At 68.9% G+C, this 22,535-nt stretch carries 12 protein-coding genes; 4 read left to right on the forward strand and 8 right to left on the reverse strand.

Annotation, left to right across the window (positions count from 1 at the left end; all coding sequences use genetic code 11):
• Positions 1-32: 32 nt before the first annotated feature.
• Together AC5ZH6_RS03215 and AC5ZH6_RS03220 are read left to right on the forward strand one after the other, a co-directional pair.
• Positions 33-335, forward strand: a complete 303-nt coding sequence (locus AC5ZH6_RS03215; RefSeq protein WP_079931337.1) for a YidH family protein — start codon at positions 33-35, stop codon at positions 333-335.
• A 39-nt stretch (positions 336-374) separates the two neighbouring features.
• Complete coding sequence (locus AC5ZH6_RS03220; protein ID WP_006369455.1) at positions 375-617, forward strand: hypothetical protein; 243 nt, start codon at positions 375-377, stop codon at positions 615-617.
• A 5-nt stretch (positions 618-622) separates the two neighbouring features.
• Here the strand turns inward: AC5ZH6_RS03220 and AC5ZH6_RS03225 are convergent, their stop codons facing one another.
• From AC5ZH6_RS03225 to AC5ZH6_RS03240, 4 genes are read right to left on the reverse strand one after another with little or no spacing between them, the layout of a single operon-like run.
• The gene (locus AC5ZH6_RS03225; RefSeq protein ID WP_265077384.1) at positions 623-1,015 is read right to left on the reverse strand and encodes a universal stress protein; all 393 of its coding nucleotides are present in this window, start codon (positions 1,013-1,015) and stop codon (positions 623-625) included.
• A gap of 43 nt (positions 1,016-1,058) precedes the next feature.
• Positions 1,059-2,492 (reverse strand): sugar porter family MFS transporter, encoded by a 1,434-nt coding sequence (locus tag AC5ZH6_RS03230; RefSeq protein WP_006369457.1) that lies wholly within the window; start codon positions 2,490-2,492, stop codon positions 1,059-1,061.
• A 38-nt stretch (positions 2,493-2,530) separates the two neighbouring features.
• Positions 2,531-3,313, reverse strand: coding sequence for a TIM barrel protein (locus AC5ZH6_RS03235; protein ID WP_006369458.1), 783 nt, complete (start codon positions 3,311-3,313; stop codon positions 2,531-2,533).
• Positions 3,310-4,380, reverse strand: a complete 1,071-nt coding sequence (locus tag AC5ZH6_RS03240; protein WP_094601733.1) for a Gfo/Idh/MocA family oxidoreductase — start codon at positions 4,378-4,380, stop codon at positions 3,310-3,312. The genes AC5ZH6_RS03235 and AC5ZH6_RS03240 overlap by 4 nt, the downstream gene beginning before the upstream one ends.
• A gap of 171 nt (positions 4,381-4,551) precedes the next feature.
• Here AC5ZH6_RS03240 and AC5ZH6_RS03245 point away from each other — a divergent pair, with 171 nt between their 5' ends.
• Entirely contained in the window at positions 4,552-5,544 is a 993-nt protein-coding gene (locus tag AC5ZH6_RS03245) for a LacI family DNA-binding transcriptional regulator (RefSeq protein ID WP_094601734.1), read from the forward strand.
• 22 nt (positions 5,545-5,566) lie between these two features.
• Here AC5ZH6_RS03245 and AC5ZH6_RS03250 read toward each other — a convergent pair whose 3' ends face one another.
• The 3 genes from AC5ZH6_RS03250 to AC5ZH6_RS03260 all read right to left on the reverse strand — a co-directional run bounded on the left by AC5ZH6_RS03250 (position 5,567) and on the right by AC5ZH6_RS03260 (position 9,610).
• Entirely contained in the window at positions 5,567-7,477 is a 1,911-nt protein-coding gene (locus AC5ZH6_RS03250; protein WP_271354800.1) for an ABC transporter ATP-binding protein, read from the reverse strand.
• Between the two features lie 140 nt (positions 7,478-7,617).
• On the reverse strand, positions 7,618-8,640 hold the full coding sequence (locus tag AC5ZH6_RS03255; protein WP_271354801.1) for an iron-siderophore ABC transporter substrate-binding protein: 1,023 nt from the start codon (positions 8,638-8,640) through the stop codon (positions 7,618-7,620).
• 28 nt (positions 8,641-8,668) lie between these two features.
• The gene (locus tag AC5ZH6_RS03260) at positions 8,669-9,610 is read right to left on the reverse strand and encodes a methionyl-tRNA formyltransferase (RefSeq protein ID WP_079931331.1); all 942 of its coding nucleotides are present in this window, start codon (positions 9,608-9,610) and stop codon (positions 8,669-8,671) included.
• Between the two features lie 54 nt (positions 9,611-9,664).
• On the opposite strand from AC5ZH6_RS03260, the gene AC5ZH6_RS03265 reads away from it, so the two are divergent.
• Positions 9,665-10,903: an alpha/beta hydrolase-fold protein gene (locus AC5ZH6_RS03265; protein ID WP_271354802.1), complete on the forward strand. Its 1,239-nt coding sequence runs from the start codon at positions 9,665-9,667 to the stop codon at positions 10,901-10,903.
• Between the two features lie 35 nt (positions 10,904-10,938).
• Here the strand turns inward: AC5ZH6_RS03265 and AC5ZH6_RS03270 are convergent, their stop codons facing one another.
• On the reverse strand, positions 10,939-22,398 hold the full coding sequence (locus AC5ZH6_RS03270; protein ID WP_496168448.1) for an amino acid adenylation domain-containing protein: 11,460 nt from the start codon (positions 22,396-22,398) through the stop codon (positions 10,939-10,941).
• Positions 22,399-22,535 lie beyond the last annotated feature (137 nt).

Genomic DNA, 22,535 nt, shown 5'->3' on the forward strand with positions numbered 1-22,535 from the left:
ACGTTCCCGGCGCGCCAGATGCGCGGTTCACGCTGGCGGCCGAGCGGACGCTGCTCGCATGGGTTCGGACGTCGCTGGGATTTCTGGCCGGTGGCGTCGCCATCGTCTACGTCGCCCCCGACATCACCGATCGCACACTGGAGACGACGCTCGGCCTGGTGATGGTGGCGCTCGGGTGTGCGATCGCAGTCATGGGCGGTTGGCGGTGGCGCCGGACCGATCGTGCGCTGCGTGAGGGTGGCCCGATGCCGGGGTCCTCGCATCTGCTGGTGGTGGTCGCTGCCATAGTGGTGATTGCGGTGGCGATCGCGTTGACGATCGTCATCGGGCACTGAGTACTTCCCGAGCCACAGACCAGGAGGGTCGGCGTCATCATGACCGATCACCAGTTCCAGAGCGCCGCGCAGACCTTCTCGCGGGGCATGGTGACCATCGGGGCGATCATCGTGATGGTCTGCGTCGGCTTCCTCACCTACATGTGGTGGCGCGACGGCCGGTGGCTGTGGGTCACCCTCGGCATCGTCCTGATCGTGGTGAACATCGCGATGCTCGTGATGACCTACCGCAAGGCGCGGCTCACCCCGCCCGCACAGCCCGCGGACGACGAGGACTCCTAGCCTCCTCAGTCGCCCCCATTCCCCTCGATGTCGTTGTCGTCCTCGGGCGCAGCTTTCACTGCCAGCACGGGGATCGGCGATTTCAGCAGGAGGCGTTGGCTGATGCTGCCCAGCATCAGTTTTCCGACGGGTGTGCGTCGCTTGACACCGATCACCAGGCGGGTGGCGTGTCGATCGGAGATCTCGTCGAGCACCGCGTCGACGGGATCGCGGTCGTCACGCCCGACCCGATCGACGACCGTGATCTGCTGATCTGATGCGAGTGCGGTGGCGTCCAGTGGCGTGAGCCCGAGATTGACGGCGACGAGCGGGGTGTCGAGGCGCCGGGCCTCGTCGGCTGCGGCGGCCAGCGCCGCTCGGCCCTCCGCGCTGTGTGCTACGGCAACGATGATGGTCATGGGTATCTCCGAGGAAGGGGTGGGGGATGGGGAATCGATGGGGTCACGAGCGGGGGAACTCGCCGCGCGCGAAGTGTTCCTCGAGTTCTTCGAGAGATCTTCCGCTGGTGTTGGGCAACATCTTCCACAAGAAGCCGATGCAGATCAGGCCCAGGACGAAGAACACGAGGTACGAGCCCGTAAGTCCGGTGAGGTTGAGCATGATCGGGAATCCGTAGGTGAGAACGGCATTGGTCACCCAGAGCATGAGAACCGCTGCACCCATACCGAAGCCGCGCAGGCGCAGTGGGAACATCTCCGAAAGGCACACCCACACAGGTACATTGAGCATGGTCTGCATGGAGAAGACGAACAGGCCGATGAGAGCCAGGATCAGGTAGGCCTTGAGGGTGCCCTCCGGCAAGAAAGTCGCCGCGGTCACGATCAGGCCGTGGCACACGGTGGTGGCGATGAAACCGCTGATGATCAGCTTGCGTCGTGGCACCCGGTCGATGAGCACGAACAGGCAGATGACCGATCCGATGACTCCGAGCGCGCCGGGCACGGCCGCGTTGACCACCAGGGCGGTGCCTTTGTCGAAGCCCGCGGTGATCAGCAGCTGCTGGCCGTAATAGAGGACCGAGTTGATACCGGTGCATTGTTGCGCGATCGCCAGGCCGACGGCGGCGATCAGGAGGCGACGCACCCATGGAACCGCAAGATCGGCGAAACCGCCTGTCTGAGATTCCTTTTCCTCTTCGGCGAGAATTTCGACCTCGGCCATCTCGGCTCGCGCGCGGTCCTCTGTCCGCACCTGCATGAGCACGGCGAGCGCGTCGTCGTGGCGGCCTTGCGAGATGAGCCAGCGTGGGGATTCCGGCATCCGCAGCATGCCGACGAACAGGAAGACGGCCGGGATGGCACAGACAGCGAGCATGTATCGCCACACGCCGTCGTGGTCGCCCCAGATGTTGCCGATGATGGCGTTGATCACGAATGCGAGCAGCTGGCCGGTGACGATGACGAGTTCGTTGCGACCGGCGAGTCGCCCGCGTCTCTCGGTGGGAGCGAGCTCTGCGAGATAGACAGGCACGGTGACCGACGCACCGCCGACGCCCAGTCCCAGGATGAAACGCGCGGGTAGCATGACGCCGAGGTCGGGGGCGAACACGGCGCCGAAGGTGCCGACGAAGAAGACCACGGCGAGGATGGTCAAGGTCTTCTTGCGGCCGAGGGCGTCGTTCATCCGGCCGCCGACCAGGGCGCCGACGGCCGCGCCGATGAGAAGTGCGGCGCCGATCAGGCCCTCGGTGGTCGAGGTCAGACCGAGGTCGCGCGTCATCGGTTCGAGTGCGCCGTTGAGCACTCCGGTGTCATAACCGAAGAGCAATCCGCCGAACGTCGCGACGACCGCGATCAGGTCCAGCCGGCGTTGATGAGGTCCGGGCCGGAGCGGCGGGAGGGCGTGCTCTGCCTTTGCAGAGAGGTTGTGGGACATGGGTATTCCAGTTCTCGGAAGATGAGTGTGGGCTGTGCTCAGAGAGCGGGGGTGAAAGCGGCGCGAAAGGCGTCGAGCGCAGCATCAGAATCGGTGCGGGCCCATGCCTCGAGCCCGACGACGCCGTCGTATCCGATGCGGTTGAGGGCTGCGGCGACGCCGCGGTAGTTGATCTCGCCGGTGCCGGGTTCGCAGCGACCGGGAACGTCGGCGACCTGGATCTCACCGATGAACGGCAGTGCCTCGGTGACGAGTTCGATGAGATTCCCCTCGCCGATCTGCGCGTGATAGAGGTCGAGGTTCAGGCGCAGATTCGGGTGATCGACGGCCCGCACGAGGGCCAGGGTGTCGGCGGCTGCGGCGAACGGCGTGCCGGGGTGATCGACCGCGAGATTCAGATTCTCCAGGACGAACACGCGTCCCGCATTTGCGCCGAGTTCGGCGATACGCCGCAGCGTGTCGGCGGCGCGCAGCCACATTGCGGGGGTGACCACCTCCACGGGATGTACCGGCAGCCCGCGCTCGCCCAGACCGGTGCCGTGCAGGTTCAGCCGTGGGCAGTCCAACCGCTGTGCGGCGATCAACGACTCCGCGGCTGTGGCGAGGAGCTCGGCGATGCCGTCGTCGGTGGTGAGATCGCCTCGCAAATAGCCGGTCATCGAAGAGAATTCGGCCCCGGAGGCGGCTAGTGCGTCGAGATCCTTGGTCGCCCAGTCCCAGATCTCGACGAGCATGCCGTGTTCGGTGATCCGTTTGACGCGGTCACCGAAGGGCTGATCCAGATAGAGCATTTCCGCGCACGCGGCCAGACGGACGCTCATGCCGCCACCCCCGTGGAGTTCTCGATGGCGGAGACGGTGACGGTCGAACCGGTTTCGACGCTGCGGATCGCGGCGAGCGCGATCGACAGTGCGGTCCGGGCGTCGTTGCCGCCGACCAGAGACGACTCTCCGTTCCGAACCGCGTCGGTGAATGCGGTGAGCTCGGCGAGGTAGGCCGATCGGAGCAGGTCGGTGTCGCGTCGGGCGGTGTCGACGGCGATGCCGTCAGCGGAATAGCACGTCATATCGGTGCGGCGGATGTCGCCTGCGGTGACCATCCCGCCGGAACCGAAGACCTCACCGCGCACGTCGTAGCCGTACATGGCGGAGAAGCTCGCTTCGGCGGTCGCCATCGCACCGTTGTCGAAGACGATGGTGACCACGGCGGTATCGAGGTGTCCAGACGACTTCGCGTCGGGCCGGACGAGTGCGTCGGCGTGAGCGGTGACCGTCACGGGTGCGGCCCCCGGGTTGAGATAGCAGAGCGTGTCGAAGTCGTGGATCAGTGTCTCCAGGAAGATCGTCCACTGCGGGATGCGTGCCGGGTCGGCGGTGAACGGCCCGGGGTCGCGGGTCAGCGACCGGAGCAGGTGCGGGGTGCCGATGCGACCGGCGTCGATCGCTTCGCGGGCGGCGACGAAGCCGGGGGCGAAACGCCGATTGAAGCCCACCTGCAGGACGATGCGGGCGTCGGTGGCGGCTGCGATCGCGCGGTCCGCGTCGGCGAGTGTGACGGCCATCGGCTTCTCGACGAAGACGTGCTTACCCGCGGCCGCGGCCTCGACGACCAGGTCGGTGTGGGTGCGCGCCGGTGTGGTGATCAGCACCGCGTCGACGTCGGGACGAGCGAGCACCGCCTGCGCCGAATGTTCGCAGTCGACACCGAGTCGTTCGGCGAGGGCGTCGGCGGCGGGGGTGGGGTCGGCGACGGCGACGAGTTCGGCGCCCGGAACGTGCCGGGCGATCAACTCGGCGTGGCTCGATCCGATGCGGCCGGCGCCGATCAGGGCGACGCGTACCGGGGTCGGTCGCTGCGGTGATGGTTGCGATGGGGACTGCGGGGTCATGGCTCTCTCCTGTGGGCGGACCAACGTCGACTAGTACGTTCTAGTAGTACGTTCTAGGGATGTTAGCCACATCACTCCGGGAGGGTCAAGCGCCCGACGGACACATCAGGGTCGGGGTGCATCATGATGGACGGACGGTGGTGGGAACACATGCGAGCGAGGGAGCGGCCGATGGCCTCAGGGCGACCGACGATGGCCGATGTCGCCGCGGCGGCCGGGGTCTCGACGGCGCTGGTCTCGATCGTGTTCCGGGAGGTGCCCGGAGCGAGTGAGGCCACACGTGAACGGATCAAACGCGTCGCCGACGAACTCGGCTACGTCCCCGACCGGCACGCACAAAAGCTTCGGCAGATCCGATCCGGTCTGCTCGGTGTCACATTCGAGTTGCAACAGCCTTTTCACGGCGACCTCGTCGAACAGCTGTATCCGGCCATGACGGACCGCGGCTACGACCTTGTGCTCAGCGGGATCGCACCGACTCGGGATGAGAAGACGGCCATCGAGGCGCTGGTACGCGAACGATGCGAAGCGCTCATCCTTCTCGGTTCGCGGTTGGGGCCTGCTGATCTCGGGGACCTGGCCCACCGTGTTCCGGTCCAGGTGGTCGCCCGCGCGCCCGGGGTCGACACGGTGGGAGCGGTCCGCATGGACGACGACCTCGGGATCATCCTCGGGGTGGATCACCTGGCCGTCCTCGGCCATCGCCGTATCGCCTACATCGACGGCGGGGACGCGCCGGGTAGCGGCGACCGGGTGTCCGGGTTCCTCAGGCGTACAACAGAACTGGGAATCGACGGGCGAGTGGTGCACGGGGGCTCCGCCGAGACCGACGGTGTCAGCGCCATGACCGCGCTTCTCGATCAGGGCGACACGGCGACGGCGGTCATGGCTTTCAACGACCGCGTGGCGATCGGCGTCCTCGACGTGCTCGTCCGCCGAGGCAAGTCTGTGCCCGAGGACATTTCGGTCATGGGTTACGACGACTCCCGGCTGTCACGACTCGCGCATATCGACCTGTCCACGATTGCCCAGGACACCGACCGACTCGCGCATGAGGTCGTCGCGCAGGCCGTCGGTCAGCTCGGCGGTCATGCGGTGAGCGATATCGTCCTACCGCCGACACTGATCGCGCGGCGCACGACCGGCCGCGCACCCGAGAGCTGAACCCGCGGAACCGCCAAACGCCCTACGCCCCGGCCGCGCAGCACGCCTCGTCGTCGTCGGCGGCGAACTGGGTGCGATAGAGCTGTGCGTACCGACCGCCTCGTGCGAGAAGCGTGGGGTGGTCACCGCGTTCGACGATCCGGCCGTCCTCGATGACGGCGATCTGATCGGCGGCGCGGATCGTCGAGAGGCGATGCGCGATGACGATGGAGGTGCGTCCGGCCAGGGCTTCGCCGAGGGCTTCGGAGACCGCGGCCTCCGACGTCGAATCCAGATGTGCGGTGGCCTCGTCGAGGATCACCACCGACGGTTTCGCCAGGAGCAGCCGCGCGATTGTCAACCGCTGCCGCTCACCGCCGGAGAGCCGGTAGCCGCGTTCGCCGACGACGGTGTCGAGTCCCTCGGGCAGCGACGCGATCAATTCGTCGAGTCGGGCCCGGCGCAGTGCCTCCCAGATCTCGTCGTCGGATGCGTCCGGCTGTGCCAGAACCAGATTGGCGCGAACGGTGTCGTGGAACAGGTGACCGTCCTGGGTGACCAGCCCGACGGTGCGATGCACGGTGGTGGCGGTCAGGTCACGCAGGTCCACGCCGTTGAGCTCGATACCGCCGTCATCGACGTCGTAGAGGCGGGTGGCCAGCGATGCGATGGTCGACTTGCCCGCGCCGGAGCTGCCGACGAGGGCGAGCTCGCCGCCGGCGGGGACGTCGAGGTCGATGTGGTGCAGCACCGTCTGGCCGCCCCGATTATCCAGTTGCGCAACCTCTTCCAGGGAGGCCAGCGACACCTTGTCGGCCGACGGGTAGGCGAACGACACGTCACGGAAGCGCACCGACACCCCGGCGTCGGAGCGGGGGACGTCGACGGCGTCGGGCTTGTCGACGATCAGTGGTCGCAGGTCGAGCACCTCGAAGACCCGCTCGAAACTGACCAGCGCACTCATGATCTCGACGCGGGCGTTGGCCAGCGCGGTCAGCGGCGCGTACATGCGGGTGAGCAGCAGGGCCAGGGAGACGACGGCCCCGGCCGACAGGTGCTGGTGTACGGCCAGCCAGCCCCCGAGTCCGTACACCAACGCGAGCGCCAGCGCCGAGACCAACGTCAGCGCCGTCATGAACACCGTCTGCAGCATCGCGCGCCGAACCCCGATGTCGCGCACACGATCCGCGCGGTCGGCGAACTCCGCCGACTCCTGCTCGGGACGTCCGAACAATTTGACCAGTGTCGCTCCCGGAGCGGAGAACCGTTCGGTCATCTGGGTGGACATGCGGGCGTTGTGTTCGGCGGCCTCCCGCGACAACGCCGCCATCCGCTTGCCGAGGCGGCGGGCCGGAATGACGAAGACCGGCAACAGGATCAACGCCAGCACTGTGATCTGCCAGCTGATCGCGATCATCACGCCGAGCGTCAGCACCAGCGTCACCAGATTCGACACCACCCCCGAGAGCGTGTCACTGAACGCGCGTTGGGCGCCGATGACGTCGTTGTTGAGCCTGCTCACCAGGGCGCCGGTGCGGGTGCGGGTGAAGAACGCGACGGGCATGCGCTGGACGTGGTCGAAGACCGCGCGGCGCAGATCCAGGATCAGACCCTCGCCGATGTTGGCCGAGAGCCACCGCGTCACCACCGACGCGGCCGCCTCGGCCACCGCGATCACGGCGATCAGGCCGGCGAAGCCCGCGATGGCCGCGGCGGCGCCGGAATCCTGTGCGGTGATCAGGTTGACCACGTGCCCGGCCAGCAGTGGTGTCACCACCGTCAGCACGGCGGTGAAGATCGACAACACCAAGAAGGCGACGATCCGGCGGGCATGCGGGCGGGCGAAGCCGCCGATCCGGCGCAGTGTGCCGCGCCGATCGGGGCTGCGGGGCGTGCCGTCGGGGGAGGTCATCGATTTGTACATGACGTCCCACGCGACCGATTCCATGCTCATGGCAGCCAGGTTAGAACTTCAAGTGAACTTGATGTCCAGAACCGAGGCAGAACGACTGGTCCGGAGTACGAGAAGGGCCCGTACCGAGACCTCGGGGAGAGGTGACGGTACGGGCCCTCGTCGAGGGGAGGCCGTGAGCGCTAGCCGGCGGCCTGCGCCAGCGGCGTCCCGATGTTGTCGACGACGTAACCGAGGCTGAGCACGGTCTGCCAGCCGAACGCCTTCTCGAGTTCACCCTCGAGGTAGACGCTGTGGTTGTCCTTGACCGCGGGCAGGTTGGCCAGCGCACTCTGGTCCAGGACCGTCTGCTTGCCCTTGGGGGCGTAGGACAGCTGATCCCACACGATCACGTCGGTGTCGAGCTTGCGGGCTTCCTCCAGCGACAGCGTCGCATAGAACTTGTCCCCGGCGGCCTGATCGACCTGGGTGTTCGGCGCGAAGCCGAGCGAGGTGAAGAACTGCGTGCGGGGATCGGCCGCGGAGAACGCCGACAGTGCGCTGCCGTCGTAGGTGGCGACGCTGATCGTCTTGCCCTTCCAATTCGGGTGGGCGGCACCGAGGTCGGTGATCTTCTTCTTCACGCCTGCAACGAGCTCGGCAGCCTTCTTGGGTTGTCCGACAGCGGCACCGATCTCCTCGGTGGTCACGTCCCACGGCTGCTCGTAGTCGGCGTAGTCGGCCTTCTGGGCGATCACCGGGGCGATCTTGGACAACGCGTCATAGGTGTCCTTGTCGATACCGGAGTAGACGGCGACGATCAGATCCGGTTTCATCGCGGCGATGGCTTCCGGATCGATCTCCTCGGCGTTGTAGATCTCCGGCTTCTGGCCCTTGAGCAGATCGGTGGCCCACGCGCCGACCGCCGCGCCCTTGGTGGTGGTCATGCCGTCCCAGTTGCGCACCGTCACCGGCACCACGCCGAGCGCCAGCAACGCATCCTGGTCGGTGTAGCCCAGCGACACCACGCGCTTGGGTACCGCGGTGACCTCGGTGGAACCGAATTTGTGGGTGATGGTCGCCGGCAGTGCACCCTGCTCGGCCGCCGGCGCCGCGCTCGACGACGAGTCGTCGGAATCCGAGCCGCAGGCCGTGAGGAGCGCCGCCACCAGGGCGACGAGCGCCATCAGGACAGCGCCACCACGTATCTTGTTGAACGTCACCATATCTCCTGTGTTCTCTCGGCGAAGCCGATCAGATTTCGTCCACATAACCGGCACGCGTGCCGAAGTACTCGGTGGCCGGTACCTCCCGGCCGTCGTCGAGCCGCAGACGATCGAGGACGATCGCCGGGGCCGGACGATTGGGGGCGTCGGAGCCGCACACCACCGCGATGCCGCCTTCACACTCGACGGTGACGCGTCCGGGGGTGCCGCCGAAGCGGCCCCGCGACACATGCGCGCGGATCACCCGCAGCCGCTCACCGCGGAATCGGAAGTGCGCGTTCGGGTACGGGTCGGACTGGGCGCGCACCAACAGCTCGATGTCGGCGGCGCTCGCGGTGAAGTCGATCCGGGACTCGCGGTCGGAGCGCTTGTGGAAATAGGTGGCGCGAGCCGGGTCCTGGTGGTGATCGGTGAGGGTGCCGTCGGCGAGGGCCGACAGCGTCGAGAGCACCAGGGGTTCGATCAACTCGGTGGTGGCCGCCACGAGTTCGGTGGTGGTGGCCGTCGGTCCCACCGGGATCGACTGCTGCGCCACGATCGGGCCGCCGTCGAGTGTCTCGTCCATGCGGTGGACAGTCACCCCGACGCGGCTCTCCCGATTGAGCAGGGCCCAGAGGACCGGCGAGAATCCCGCGTACTCGGGCAGCAGGGAGTCGTGGACGTTGAGGGTGCCGTGGGTGGGTAGATCGAAGACGCTCTTGGGCAACCAGGTCCGCCAGTTGTTGGCCAGGATCACGTCGGGCTTGGCCCGGTGCACCGCGTCGATCAGGGCGTCGTCGGCCCGCTGGGCCACGTGGACCGGTACACCGTGAGCCTGTGCGAGATCCTCGACGGAGTCGCTGAACATCTGCTCGTAGGGGTGGGAGCTGGTGGGATGGGTGACGGCCAGGACGACGTCGTGCCCCGATTTCAGGGCCGCGGTGAGAGTCCGGTGTCCCCAGGTCTGATAACCGAAGGTCACTACGCGCACCACGGTAGGTTAGTGGAGCCTTAGCTTATGAGTCAATTCCACGAAAGGGTCAAAATGCCCGTCTCCGCTGACCTGCTCACACCGCACCCCGGGGTGGTCTTCGATCTCGTGGACGAGCGCAGATCGCCGTGCTGGCCGCGGTATCGCGTCCTGCCCGACGGAAGTGCCGAGGCCTTGCTGATCACCGACCTCGACGCGCGCGGCGGCACCGTTGTCCGCGAGGACGGCGGTCCGCCGGTCGGGTTCGTGCCGATCGCGGCCAGCGATCTCGCGGCGCTGGTGGGTGGCGCGTCGTTGCCGCTGCCCGAGGCGCCCGGCGTCGCCCGCGTCGAGATCACCTTTCCGGCAACCAGTTATCGCATCGCACTCGGTGACGATGCACCCGGCGCCGATCCGTTCAACGCCGACAGCCCGGGTGGGCTGGTGTCGCTGCTCACCCATCCGCACGCGCCGCGGTCGGGGCTCGACGGGGTGGACCTGTGGCGACCGGACTCGGCCGATTCGGTCGAGGAGGCCGCGGAAAGCTCTCGCCCGCAGCGCATTCGACTCGATCGTGGTGTCCTCGGCCGTCGCGCGACGATGCACCTGAGCGCTCCGCGACGGCCCGCCGCCGACGGCGTCGTCCCGGTGGTGCTGCTGCTCGACGGCGATGACTGGCTGCACCTGTATCCGCTGTCGTCCGCGCTGGCCGCCGCGGCGGCCGGATCGTCCGAGTGGGTGTCGGTGCTCGACTCGGTGGCACTGGCCTACCTGCCCGCACCGCTCGACCGGTCGGCGCGGGAGGACGAACTGACCTCAGCGGCAACGGCATCCGCGGTGGCGACGTCGGTGCTGGCCGCCGTGGACGCCGTTCTCGTCGGGCGGGGGTTGCGTCGCGGGTACACCGTCCTGGCCGCGCAGAGCCTCGGCGGAATCGCCGCGGTGCGTGCCGCGGTGGCCGCCGCGCGCGCGGGCTCGGCGACACAGGGCATCGATGCCGTTGTCGCACAATCACCCTCGTTCTGGTGGCCGGCGCCGGCGGCGGGCGGGCCACTCGACGGGCCGGACGGTGGTGCGGTCCTCGGAGAACTCGACGACGACACGCTCGACCTCTCGTCGCCGGCCCGCTCGTTCCGGTTCACCGTCGGCAGTGGCGAGCCCGCCATGCACCGGCACATCGACGCGGTGCGCGCCGCGCTCGCCGACCGCGGCGCCCGGGCGACCATGCGCGTCATCGACGGCGGCCACGATCATGCCGTGTGGCGGCTCGCGCTGGTCCGTGACCTCTGCGACGAGCTCACCACACGGCACTGAACGTGCTGTGACCACCTGGTCGCAGTCATTGTGTCTCAACCGAATTCGGCGGCCATCGCCGAGACGGTCCGAAGCTCGTAGACCTCCCGCACCGAGACCGGTCGCCCGAACTCGCCCCGCAGCAGCGCGGCCAGACGAACCGCCGACATCGAATGCCCGCCGACCGCGAAGAAGTCGACATCGGAGTCGACATCGTCGCAGTCGAGGGCTTCGGCCATCAGGTCGGCGACGAGTTCCTCCTGCGGCCCGGCCAGCGGGCGGCCGCCGGACTCGACGAGGTCTCCCGCGCCGAGCTTGGCATGGTCGATCTTGCCGTTGAGTGTCAACGGAATCCGTTCCTGCACCGAGAATCGGGTGGGCACCAGGTAGTCGGGCAGCGCGTCACGCAAGCCGTCGCGCACCAGGGTCGTCAGGTGAGCCGGATCGTCGGTGTCGGCCACCAGATGACAGCACAACACCCCGTCACGGGCGATGGTCACCGCATCGCGGACATGGTCGGCGAACCGCTCGAGCACCACCGCCGACACCTCGGCGGGATCGACCCGATGGCCGCGGATCTTCACCTGGTCGTCGGTGCGACCGAGATAGTCGATCAGGCCGTCGCTGTTACGCCGCACCAGGTCTCCGGTGCGATACATGCGCTCACCCGCGGCGCCGGCCGGGCACGCCACCATCGTCGCGGCGGTCCGGGCCGCGAGATGGAGGTAGCCGCGAGCCAATCCCACACCGGTGACATACAACTCGCCGGCCACCCCGTCGGGCACCGGACGCAGCCACTTGTCGAGGATCATCACCTCGGTGTTGTCCACCGGCCGTCCGATGGACGGCATGGCCGACTCGTCGGTACCCACGCCAAGGGTGTTGATCGTGTATTCGGTGGGCCCGTACAGGTTGTAGCCGCGGGTACCCGCGGTGGCCCGCAGCCGCGCCCACAGGGTGGCCGACACCGCCTCACCGCCGAGCAGGATGAGCGGCGGAATGTGTGCCTGCGCCGCGAGAAGTCCCTCGGCCACGAGTTGATCGGCCTGTCCGGGCGTGACGTTGAGGACATCGATCCGGTGCTCGGCGACGTAGGCGACGAGCCCGGTGGCGTCGCGGCGCAGTTCCTCGTCGCAGATGTGCACCTCGTGACCCTCCGCGAGCCACAGGAGTTCCTCCCACGACATGTCGAAGGCGAACGAGATGGCGTGGGCCACCCGGAATCTCCGGTTGGCGGCCCGCACCGCCGGGGTGAAGATCCGACGCCGGTGATTGGCCAGCATGTTGGCCAGGCCGGCGTGGCCGATGACGACGCCCTTGGGGGTTCCGGTGCTCCCGGAGGTATAGATCACGTACGCGTCGCCGTCCGGGCGGGCGCGCGAGGCGGCCAGCGCCGGTGCCGCGGGATCGTCGGTGACCGGCATCAGCCGGTCGGCGGGAACCACCGTCGACATGCGCTGGCTCGACTCGTCGGAGACCAGGACGATGTCGGGATCGCAGTCGTCGCAGATCGCGCGCAGCCGATCGTCGGGATGTTCGAGATCCAGTGGCGTGTATCGCGCGCCGGACCACAGCACCCCGAGGATGGCGACGACCACCTCGGCGGAGCGGGGAACGGCGATCGCGACGGTCGAGCCGGGCGCGACCGACGCCTCCGCGAGCCGGCCGGCCAGCCGCATGACCCGATCGGCAAGCTCCCCAAGGCTCCACCGCACCGCGCCGCACACCAGTGCCACCGACTCCGGTTCGCGGCGCACGGCCCCGGCGAACTCGTCCATCACGGTCGACGACCACGGCCGGTTCGCGGCCGCCACCGCAGCCGGATTCGGGCCTGACACAGCAGGATCGGATGCCTCCGGCAGGGCGGCCAACGGAGTATCCGGCGCCTGCGCGGTGCGCGAGAGTGCCCGCAGCACGGTCATGGCGTGGTCGGCCAGCCGCGTCGCCGTGGTCTCGTCGACCAGTTCGGCGCGATATTCGACCTTCAGCGTCATCTCGTCGCCGGGGGTGAACACCCACGTCAGCGCGAAGTGGGTGGAGTCCTCGGCCTCCTCGGTGAGAATCCCGTGCCGGTCCCGGGTCTCGCGGGCCGCCTCCGGGTCGAGGAAGTTCTGGATCACCACCAGCGAATCGAAGAGGGCGGTGACCCCGAGCTCTCGATGGATCTCACCGAGATCGGCCCCGTCATGCGGCATCGCCGCGGCACGAGCGTCGGAGATGCTGCGCAACATATCCCGGATCGGACGCCACGCGTCGACCTGGACACGGACCGGCACGGTGTTGAGGAGTACGCCCACGACCTCGTCGATGCCGGGCACCTCCAGCAGGTCGCGCCCCGACACCGACAGCCCGAACATCACGTCGGACTCACCGGTCGCTCGGTGCAGGGTCAACGCCATGGCGACGGTGGCCAACGCCGTCAACGTCACCCCGTGCGCGCGACCCGCCGCGAGGAGATCGGCGGTCTCGGTGGCGTCGAGGGAGCGGATGATCTTGCGCGGCAACACCTCGGCCGCTACCGGGGCCGGTGCGCCGACCTCCGCGGTCCGGCCCACCAGTGTCGGCCCGGCCATTCCGCCGAGAGCCGAACGCCAGAATGCGAGGTCCTGCCGGTCATCTCGGGCGTCCAGCAGTGTGGCCACCTCGGCGAATCCGGGCCGTGCCGGCCGCGGGGTACGCACCGCGGACTGTTCGCGATCACGCAACCGGTCGAGGAACTCGGTGAGGAAACGCGCCCTCGACCACCCGTCGAGCAGTGCGAGGTGATAGGTGAACAACACCGTGTCACCGTGGCCGGCGCGCCGGACGATGATTGCACGGGCGGCGGGCGAGCGGTCGAGCGGAATCGCCTGTGCGCGATCACGTTCCCGCAGGGCATGCTCGTCGGACGAGGTGCTGTCGGTGTGGACGACCTCGACCGGCAACAGCACGCGCTCGTCACGCCCGGGCAGGTACTGGGTGGGTGATGCCGCACTCAGATCGAATCGCGCGCCCATCGCCGGGTGCACGACGACGGCGTCGGCGAAGGCCTCGGCGAGCTGATCCGGATCGATCTCCCGGTCGAAGGTCAACGCGGTCTGCGCGTGATAGGACCCCGACGGCGCGACCTGCGACTGGAACAGCAGGCCCCGCTGCAACACCGTCGGCGGCACCGGCACCGGGCCACGATCGGCCGTCCGGTCGATCTCGGCGGCCAGCGCGCCGACGCTGCTCCGCACCGCGTCGGTGATCGTTTCGGCGGTGATCTCCTGGCCGACGATGTCCGAGATCGACTCGGCCACGGCGAATTGCACCACCAGGCGCGGTGATGACCCACTGACCCAGACGTCGGCCTCGACGGCGTACGGGGTGCGCGGCGGGGCGGACGGTGGTGGGGTGGGCAACACCTCACGGCTCTCGCCGCGACCCAGATAATTCACCAGGATCTGTGCTCCGCCCTCGGCGAGCAGTCGGGACGTCCGCGCGTGGATGTGGCGTAAGGCCATGTAGCCCAGCGGGTCCGGCTGATCGGCGAGAGCCGCGGCCAGTTCGCGGGAGGTCACCGCGGCGTCGGTACGGGCCGTCACCCGCACCGGTGCGATCTGGGTGAACCATCCGACGGTGCGACCGCAGTCCAGCGCCACGTCGCCGCCGCGCACCGGCTCACCCGGATCGGGGCGACCGTGCCCTTCGATGTCGACGAGCAGGGTGGGTTCGGTGCCGAGCAGACGTGCGACCGACGCGAGCACGAGGGCGACGATCACCTCGGTGACCGCCCCACCGAGCGCGGACGCGGCCTCGTCGATGACGACAGCCACCTCCGGACCGTCGACCTCGACGGTGTGGGTGGTGATCCGGTGTGCGTCGAATACCGTTGCCGCGACCAGTGGCTCGGTGGTGTGCAGGTCTCGCCAATGCTCGAGATCCGATGCGATGACGGGGCTGTAGGCCGCGCGCATCACCTGCTGCGCATACGTGGCATACGAACTCGGCTCCGCAGCCGGACGCCCGCCACGCAGGGCCTGCTCGAGGTCGTCGACGATGACCATCCACGACACGCTGTCGACCACCGCATGGTGGGCCAGCAGCACCACGCACTGTCCGGCGTCGAGGAGGGCAGCGGCGATCGGTCGGCCGTCGGCGAGGCTGATGTCGTCGATCAGTTCACGCACCGCATCGGCCGGGTCGGCCGACGCCGACTCCCGCACCGGCGGCGTCGCCGGACCGGAGTCCGGCATCGAGATCGACAGCGCCGCATCGGCCTCGGTGCCGGTGATCACGGCGCCGAGCATCGGGTGTGCGTCGACGGCGGCGGTGAGAGCGGTGCGGAGCTGATCGGCGGTGACGCCCTGCGGCGTCCGGACCAGCCGTGCCTGCACCAGGTCATCGGGGAATCCCCACTCGTGCTGGCGGAGCAGGATGGGCGTCGGCACGGGTGCCACGCCGGTTCCGGAATCCGCTGCCGCACTGCTCAAGACGGGCACCGCATCGGTACCGAGGCGTTCGGCGATCCGCGCCGGGGTACGGCCGAGGAACACACCGCGCGGGGTCACCTTGACGCCGCTCGCGGTGAGCCGGTTGGCCACCCTGATCGCCACGATCGAGTCGCCGCCGAGCATGAAGAAATCGTCATTGCCGCCGACCGCGTCGAGGTCGAGGGCTTCGGCGATCACCGACGCCACGGCGGTGACCCGCGTGTCCGGGACGTGGGGGTCTCCGCTGTCCGGTGCTGCCATCTCGGGGATCGCGGCGACGGGGATCGTGACGAGTAGTTCCCGCAGCCGCTCGTCATCGCGTTTGCCGTTGACGGTGCGCGGCAGGGCATCCACCACGAGCACCTCGTCGGGCACCATGTGCGCCGGAAGAGACTCCCGAGCCGCGCGCCGCGCGCGGGCCGCGTGATCCTCACCGGAGCCTTGTGCGCCGTCGGCGACGATCGCTGCACGCAGGCGCGGACCGTCGGCGGTGTCGACGGCCAGCACGGCGGCCTCGGTGGCGACCCCGGAACGGCGTAACGCGGCCTCCACCTCGCCCGTCTCGATCCGGAAGCCGCGTACCTGTACCTGCCGATCGGCCCGGCCGATGTAGTCCATCCCGCCGTCGGGCCGTACCCGCACCACATCACCGGAGCAGTACAGGCGGTCGCCACCGTCTCGCAAAGGATTGGTACGGAACGGGTTTGCGACGAATCGGGTGGCGGTCAGGTCCGGACGCCGGTGGTACCCCGCCGACACCTGCGGTCCGGAGACGTACAGGATGCCGGTGTCGCCCACCGCCACCGGACGGAGTTGCTCGTCGAGCACATGCGTCACCAGACCGTCGAGCGGACGGCCGATGGGGCTGCCCGAGTCCTCGCGAATCCCTTCGGTGATCGCCAGCGCCGTGACGTGCACCGTGGTCTCGGTGATCCCGTACATGTTGATCGCCACCGCATCGGGGTGGCGGTCCAGCCACCGGCCGGTCAGCGCCGGCTCGAGACGTTCGCCGCCGAAGATCAGGTACCGCAGATCCGGAAGCGTCACGCCGGTCGCGTCGAGGGCGGCGAAGGCCGTCGGAGTCTGATTGAGCACGGTGATCCGCGCATCGCGCAGTGCGCAGGCGAGATCGGCCGGGATGCGGGTCAGCGCGTGATCGACCACGACGGCCAGCGCGCCGGCGCGCAGTGGTGCCCACAGCTCCCAGACCGAGAAGTCGAAAGCGAAGGAGTGTGCGACGCACCAGATGTCGTCGGGGCCGGTCACCACGTGGCTCTCGGCGTTGCGTAGCAGCGACACGACGTTGCGGTGCGTCACCACGACGCCCTTGGGGACCCCGGTGGAGCCGGAGGTGTAGAGGATGTATGCGGGGTCGTCGGGGCGGACGCGATGTGGTTGCGGGAGTGCACCGCCCGGCTCGGCGGGCGAGTCGCGCCGGTCGGGATCGGGGCACAGGACCGGGATGTGGTCGTCGGCGATGCGTTTCGCGAGCCCCGCATGGTCGGGAGAGGCGACGATCAGGGCGGGCCGGCAGTCGTCGACGATGAGGTCGAGGCGCTGCTGCGGCGAGTACGGATCGAGCGGGACATAGGTGACCCCGGCCAGTACCGCGGCGATGACGGCCTCGGCGAAGCGGCTCGAGCGCTCGATCAGCAATGCGACGCGCGGTGGTGGGTCACCGGCCGTCAGGGCGGGTAGGGCGCGGCGGATCTGCTCGGCGAGTGCTGTTGCAGAGGAATCGATCTCGCCGTAGGTGCGGGTGGCCGGGGCCGACTGGGCCCGCAGGTCGCCGAGTGCTGGACGGTCATGGTGCGCGCGGACCGCCGAGTTCCACACGTGCGCGAGCGTCGCATCATCCCGGTCGTCGTGCTCGTCGTGATCAACGGGGGCATCGAGGGCTGAACTCACCTCCGCGACGGTGCAGTCGGTCAGCAGCATCGTGGTCGCGGTGACGAGGTGCGCGGCGATGCGTTCGGCGCGAGCGCGAGGGATCACCGACTCGTCGTGGATCAGTCGCAGCGGTGCAGGGGAGTCCGGGGTGATCACCAGCGTGAGCGGATAATGTGGGGCGCCGTCGTTGACGATGTCGACGATCTCCAGACCCGTTCCGCTGGTGTCGATCTGATCGGCTCCGGTGCCGATCTCCACCACCACGAGGGTGTCGAACAGCTCTCCCGCCGACCGTCCGGCAGTGCGGGCGATGTCGGTCAGGCCGATGTGCAGGCAGTCGCGAACCCGATCGTGGTGTGCGGCGAGACCATCGACGAGGTCGCGGGCGCGCCGGGTGGGCGCCGCGCCCGGCGCGCGGACGGGCACGGTGTTGATGAACATGCCGACGGCGTCGTCGATCCCGTCCACCGGTGCGTCCCGTCCGGAGACGGTCGAACCGAACACCACGTCGGTGCCATCGTCGACACCGGTCATTCGGCGCAGCGCCAATCCCCATGCGGCCTCCACGACATCGGGGAGGCGCAGCCCGGCCGCACGGGTCCGTGCCGCCAGCGTTGCGAGTTCCGGTGCGTCGAGCGCCATCTCGGCCAGGGTGGTCGACGCCGTGGCGCCCGGCGCCACCACCACCGGATGGAGCCGACCGGCGAGTTCGTCGCGCCAGCGCGCCACGTCGGTGTCGTGGGGGCGGGCGGCGATCCAGCGCAGGTAACCGGCGAAACCTCGGTCGAGGCGGTGTGCGGGCACCTCGGTGCGGTCGCGTCCGGTGGTATCCCCGTAGCCGATATCCCCGTAGCCGGTATCCCGGTACGCGGCGAACAACTCGCGCAACGCGATCGGCACCGACCACCCGTCTGCGATCAGGTGGTGCACCGTCTGCACCACGACGTGGTCGTCGCCGTCGGGGATCACCGTGTAGCGCATCAGGGGTGCCGTCTCGGGATCGAAGCCGCGGTCGCGATCGGCGCGGGCGATCTCGTCGATGCTCACCTGTTCGGCGGTCCGGTCGAGCACGGTGAACTCGAGCCGGTCGGCGCAGTCGGTGTCGAGGAGCTGATACACCCGACCCGACCGTGTCGTCCGGAACGCCGCGGCCAGGGTGGGGTGGCGCCGCAACAACATCGCGGCCGCCGTCTGCAGCCGCTCGACGTCGAGGGTTCCGCGCAGCGTCAGGATCTGTTGCTCCACATACATACTCGACTGTGCGCCGTCGAAGATGCTGTGGAAATGCATGCCCTGCTGCAGCGGGGTCGGCGGCAGCACGTCGACGAGGCCGGGTCCGTCGATGGCGTCGAGTTCGTCCTGATCGAGGATCACCTCGCCGCCCGGGGTCAGGGCGAAGTCACCGGCCGAATGCGATGCCAGCGCGGCGATCCCGGATACCGCCCGCAGAGAGCGCTCCCACAAGTCCAGGAGCCTGTCGATCCGGTCGTCACCGAACCGGCCGGCAGCCCAGGAGATCGTGGTGCGGAGCACGGCCCCGTCGGGGCCGGGTTCGGTGATGGCGTTGAACTCGAGTTCACGGGGGAGGCGTTGCCGCGGGTCGCGACGCTCACCGAGTTGGCCCGTCGGACCCAGCGGCGCGAAGTCTTTGGCCTCGGCGGCCCCGACCCGGCCCAGATAGTTGAACAGCACCTGCGGCGACCGGTCCGGCACCGCATCGGCGTGGTCGGTGTCTCCGTGGTCTGGGCCGAGATAACGGGTAATGCCGTAACCGATACCGCGGTGGGGCACCGCCGACAGCTGGTCCTTGACGGCCTTGAGTGCGCGGCTCACCTCGGCGGGGTCGTCGAGGTCGACGGCGCCGGGGTCGACGAGCACCGGATACAGCGTGGTGAACCAGCCGACGGTACGACTCAGATCGGCCTCGCCGCCGCCCGGGGTCGGGATGTGCCGGGTCTCGCGGCCGTGGCCCTCGAGTTCGACGACGCTGTGGGTGTGGGCGTGCGCCCCCTGGTGGTCCGCTCCCCGTTGTTCTGATCGGAACCGGGCCAAGGTCAGCGACAGTGCCGTCATCAACACCGCTTCGGCGCTGGTGGCGTATCCGGCGACGACCTCACCGAGCAGTGCCTCGGCCCCCGGCCCGCCGAACTCGTGCACCCGCGTCACCTCGTCTGCGACGCGGGCGGTCAGCTCCGTGGGGTCGTCGGCCAGCGGGGTGTCGGGGTGGGCGAGCACGTCGTCGAAGTAGGTACGGTCGGCCTCGATGTCGGGCGCGGCCGCAATGAGTAGTTCGCTCCATCGCCGCAGTGAGGTGCCCTCGGCCTGCACCGGAGGGTCCACATTGGTTGTCGGAGAACCGGAATCGTCGAGTAACCCCTCGCGCCACGCCGCCATTGCGCGTGTGAGGTCGTCGGTGAGGATGTCCCAGGACACACCGTCGATCACCAGGTGGTGGATGACGACGAGAAGTCCGCGGGTGCCGTCGGCCGCCACGCGCAGACCGGCGGCCAGCACCACGCCGTGCGCCGGATCGAGCTGCCCGGTCAGCAGCTCGATGCTCTCGTCCGCTGTGCCCGAAGCCAATTCGGTCACGGGTACGACGTCGATCTCCTCGGCGCGCGGTATCCGCAGGTGCAGCCGTGGTCCGGTGACCACGGTCGCTGCGAGTGCCGGGTGCGCGCGGACGGTTGCGGTCAGGATCGACTGCGCGGCAGCCTGATCGAGATCGTCCGGGGCGCGAAGCTCGACGGCCTGCACGAATCCGTCGATGTGCTCGGCGATCTCGCCCGCCCATCGGATGATCGGCATCGCATCGACGACACCGTCCGGCCGGTCGTCGGGGTCGGGCTGGTGGCCGGCGCGGGTGACACGCGCGGCCAGCGCACGTGGTGTGCGGGCGTCGAAGACATCGGACACCGTTGCGCTCCAGCCCTCTCGGCGCAGCGCGCCGAGGACCCCGATGGCGCGCAGTGAATCCCCGCCGACGTCGAAGAAGTCGGTGTCGGGACCGATCCGGTCGATACCGAGAGCTCCGGCGAGTGCCGCGGTCACCGCGGCCAGCGCCGGGGAGGCCTCCGCGCGGGGCTCGCCGACCGCGAGATCTGGCTGCGGGCCGAGCGCTTCGGAGAAGTCCGGATCGGGTAGCGCGCGCCGATCGAGCTTGCCGTTGACCGTCATCGGGAACGCGTCGAGCACCATCACCGTCGCGGGCACCATGTAGTCGGGCAGCACCGACCGCGACCATTCCCGGATGTCCGCCCCGCTCGGGTGGCGGCCTCGGTGGCAGACGACGTAGCCGATCAGCCGGCCGTCCTGCAGTGTCACACAGGGCATTCGCACATCGGGATGCTCGGCCAACCCGGCCTCGACGTCCTCGAGTTCGAGGCGCATCCCGCGGACCTTGACCTGGTTGTCGGCGCGGCCGAGAAATTCCAGTGATCCGTCGTCGAGGCGCCGCGCCAGATCGCCGGTGCGGTACATGCGCTCGCCCGGCCGTCCGAACGGGTCGGCCACGTAGCGAGCCGCGGTGAGATCGCCCTGGCCCACATACCCACGGCCGAGCAGGAACCCGGCCGCATACAGCTCGCCGGGCTCGCCGGCCACGCTGGGCCGCAGCTCGGCGTCAAGGACATACAGCGCGGTGTTGGGGTTCGCCGACCCGATCGACGGCCCCATGCGGTCGTCGTCGCCGGCATAGATCACGTGGGAGACACCGATCGTCGCCTCGGCCGGACCGTATCCGTGGTACATCGGGATCTGCAGTTGTTCCCGGAAACGCCGGAACAGAGCCTGCGTCAACAGTTCCCCGCCGCACCAGACGTGCCGCAAGGAGTCCAGCCGCGACCCGCCGTCGGCCAGCGCGAGCAGCACGTCGAGCATCGACGAGACCAGGTAGGCGAAGGTGACGTGCTCGCGGGCGATCAGATCGAGCAGATACTGTGGATCGCGTTCACCACCGGCGTGGGCGACCACCACCCGGCCACCGCTGATCAACGGCAGCAGGATCTCGTTGATGGAGATGTCGAAAGCCAACGGCGCCTTGAACAATGCGGCATCGGTCGGGCCGAACCCGAGGATCTCATCGCGTTGCCAGAGCAGTCGTTCGACGATGGCCTCACGCCGGATCATGGCGCCCTTGGGTTTTCCGGTCGATCCCGAGGTGAACACGACATAGGCGAGCCCGGCTCCGCGCATCGGTCGCGTGGCGGGATCGACCTCCTGATCGGGTAGTTCTGCGTCGCAGTCGAATTCGATGATCGCCGGGTCATCCGCGCCGTCGTGGGGCGAGTCCGCGCCGCGACGGGTGACGAGCACCCGTACCTGCGCGCGCCCGATGACGTCGCGCCGGCGGGCATCGGGCCACTCGGGGTCGACCGGCACGAACGCACCACCGGTCATCAGCGCGGCCACGATGGCCACCACCATGTCGGCCCCACGATCCATCGCGATCCCGACGAGCGCCTCGTCACCGATACCGCGGTCCTCGAGTTCATCGGCCAGAGAGGCTGCGCGGAGCCATAGTTCGCGATACGACAATCGATGCCGGTCGTCGATCACGGCAAGCGCATCCGGTGTGGCCCGCACGTGGTCGGCGATCAGTTCCACCACATCCGGTCGCCGCCGCGGGGCATCGGTGTCATTCCATCGACGCTGGCGCCGCAGACGCTGCTCGGCGGTGTCGGGCCGGACGGAGTCCAGGCGACGATCGGGGTGGGTGACGAGATCGCCGACGAGGTCGGTGAGGTCGTCGGGTGAGACCGGCGCGTCGGTGCTCACGCCGAGCCCGTCGCCGTCGAGGCGGGTGCTGACCCGCACCGACCCCACCTCGGCGACGACGGCGGTGTCCTCGGACTTCTCCGTGCGGTTTCGCAGCGCAGCAACAGTATCCAGCCCGCCGGCCACGTCGACCAGGCCGACCTCGCCGGGGGAGCTCGATCCGAATAGTGGTGTCGTGCTGATCTCGGTGGTCGTGCGGCCACCGTCGACGACGCGCAGCGATACGGCCGGGGCCGGTGAACCGTCGACGGCGCTGCTGCGCGCGGCCCACCAGGCGGTGGCCAGTGCGATGGTGGCCGCGGTGGACCCCACTCCCACGTCACCGAGGCGCGAGCGCATTTCCTGTAGAGCTGTCGGGGCGATGGTGGTGAGGACATTCGAACCGAGCGAACTCATCGTCAACCTCTCTGTGGAGCCGGCGGCATGCGAGTGACACGTTCATGCGCTGCCGGCTGATCGGCCCGTGGTGGTGACGGACACAGTGGTATCGGACCCTGTGGAATCGGACCCTGTGATGTCGGGGGTGATAGCGA

The organism is Gordonia sp. YC-XJ4, assembly GCF_059511865.1.

What these genes read in the sequence shown, in the direction of transcription:
- AC5ZH6_RS03220 (WP_006369455.1), top strand. Translation starts at nt 375, where the DNA reads ATGACCGATCACCAGTTCCAGAGCGCCGCGCAGACCTTCTCGCGGGGC.
- AC5ZH6_RS03225 (WP_265077384.1), bottom strand. Translation starts at nt 1,015, where the DNA reads ATGACCATCATCGTTGCCGTAGCACACAGCGCGGAGGGCCGAGCGGCG.
- AC5ZH6_RS03230 (WP_006369457.1), bottom strand. Translation starts at nt 2,492, where the DNA reads ATGTCCCACAACCTCTCTGCAAAGGCAGAGCACGCCCTCCCGCCGCTC.
- AC5ZH6_RS03235 (WP_006369458.1), bottom strand. Translation starts at nt 3,313, where the DNA reads ATGAGCGTCCGTCTGGCCGCGTGCGCGGAAATGCTCTATCTGGATCAG.
- AC5ZH6_RS03240 (WP_094601733.1), bottom strand. Translation starts at nt 4,380, where the DNA reads ATGACCCCGCAGTCCCCATCGCAACCATCACCGCAGCGACCGACCCCG.
- AC5ZH6_RS03245 (WP_094601734.1), top strand. Translation starts at nt 4,552, where the DNA reads ATGGCCTCAGGGCGACCGACGATGGCCGATGTCGCCGCGGCGGCCGGG.
- AC5ZH6_RS03250 (WP_271354800.1), bottom strand. Translation starts at nt 7,477, where the DNA reads ATGAGCATGGAATCGGTCGCGTGGGACGTCATGTACAAATCGATGACC.
- AC5ZH6_RS03255 (WP_271354801.1), bottom strand. Translation starts at nt 8,640, where the DNA reads ATGGTGACGTTCAACAAGATACGTGGTGGCGCTGTCCTGATGGCGCTC.
- AC5ZH6_RS03265 (WP_271354802.1), top strand. Translation starts at nt 9,665, where the DNA reads ATGCCCGTCTCCGCTGACCTGCTCACACCGCACCCCGGGGTGGTCTTC.
- AC5ZH6_RS03270 (WP_496168448.1), bottom strand. Translation starts at nt 22,398, where the DNA reads ATGAGTTCGCTCGGTTCGAATGTCCTCACCACCATCGCCCCGACAGCT.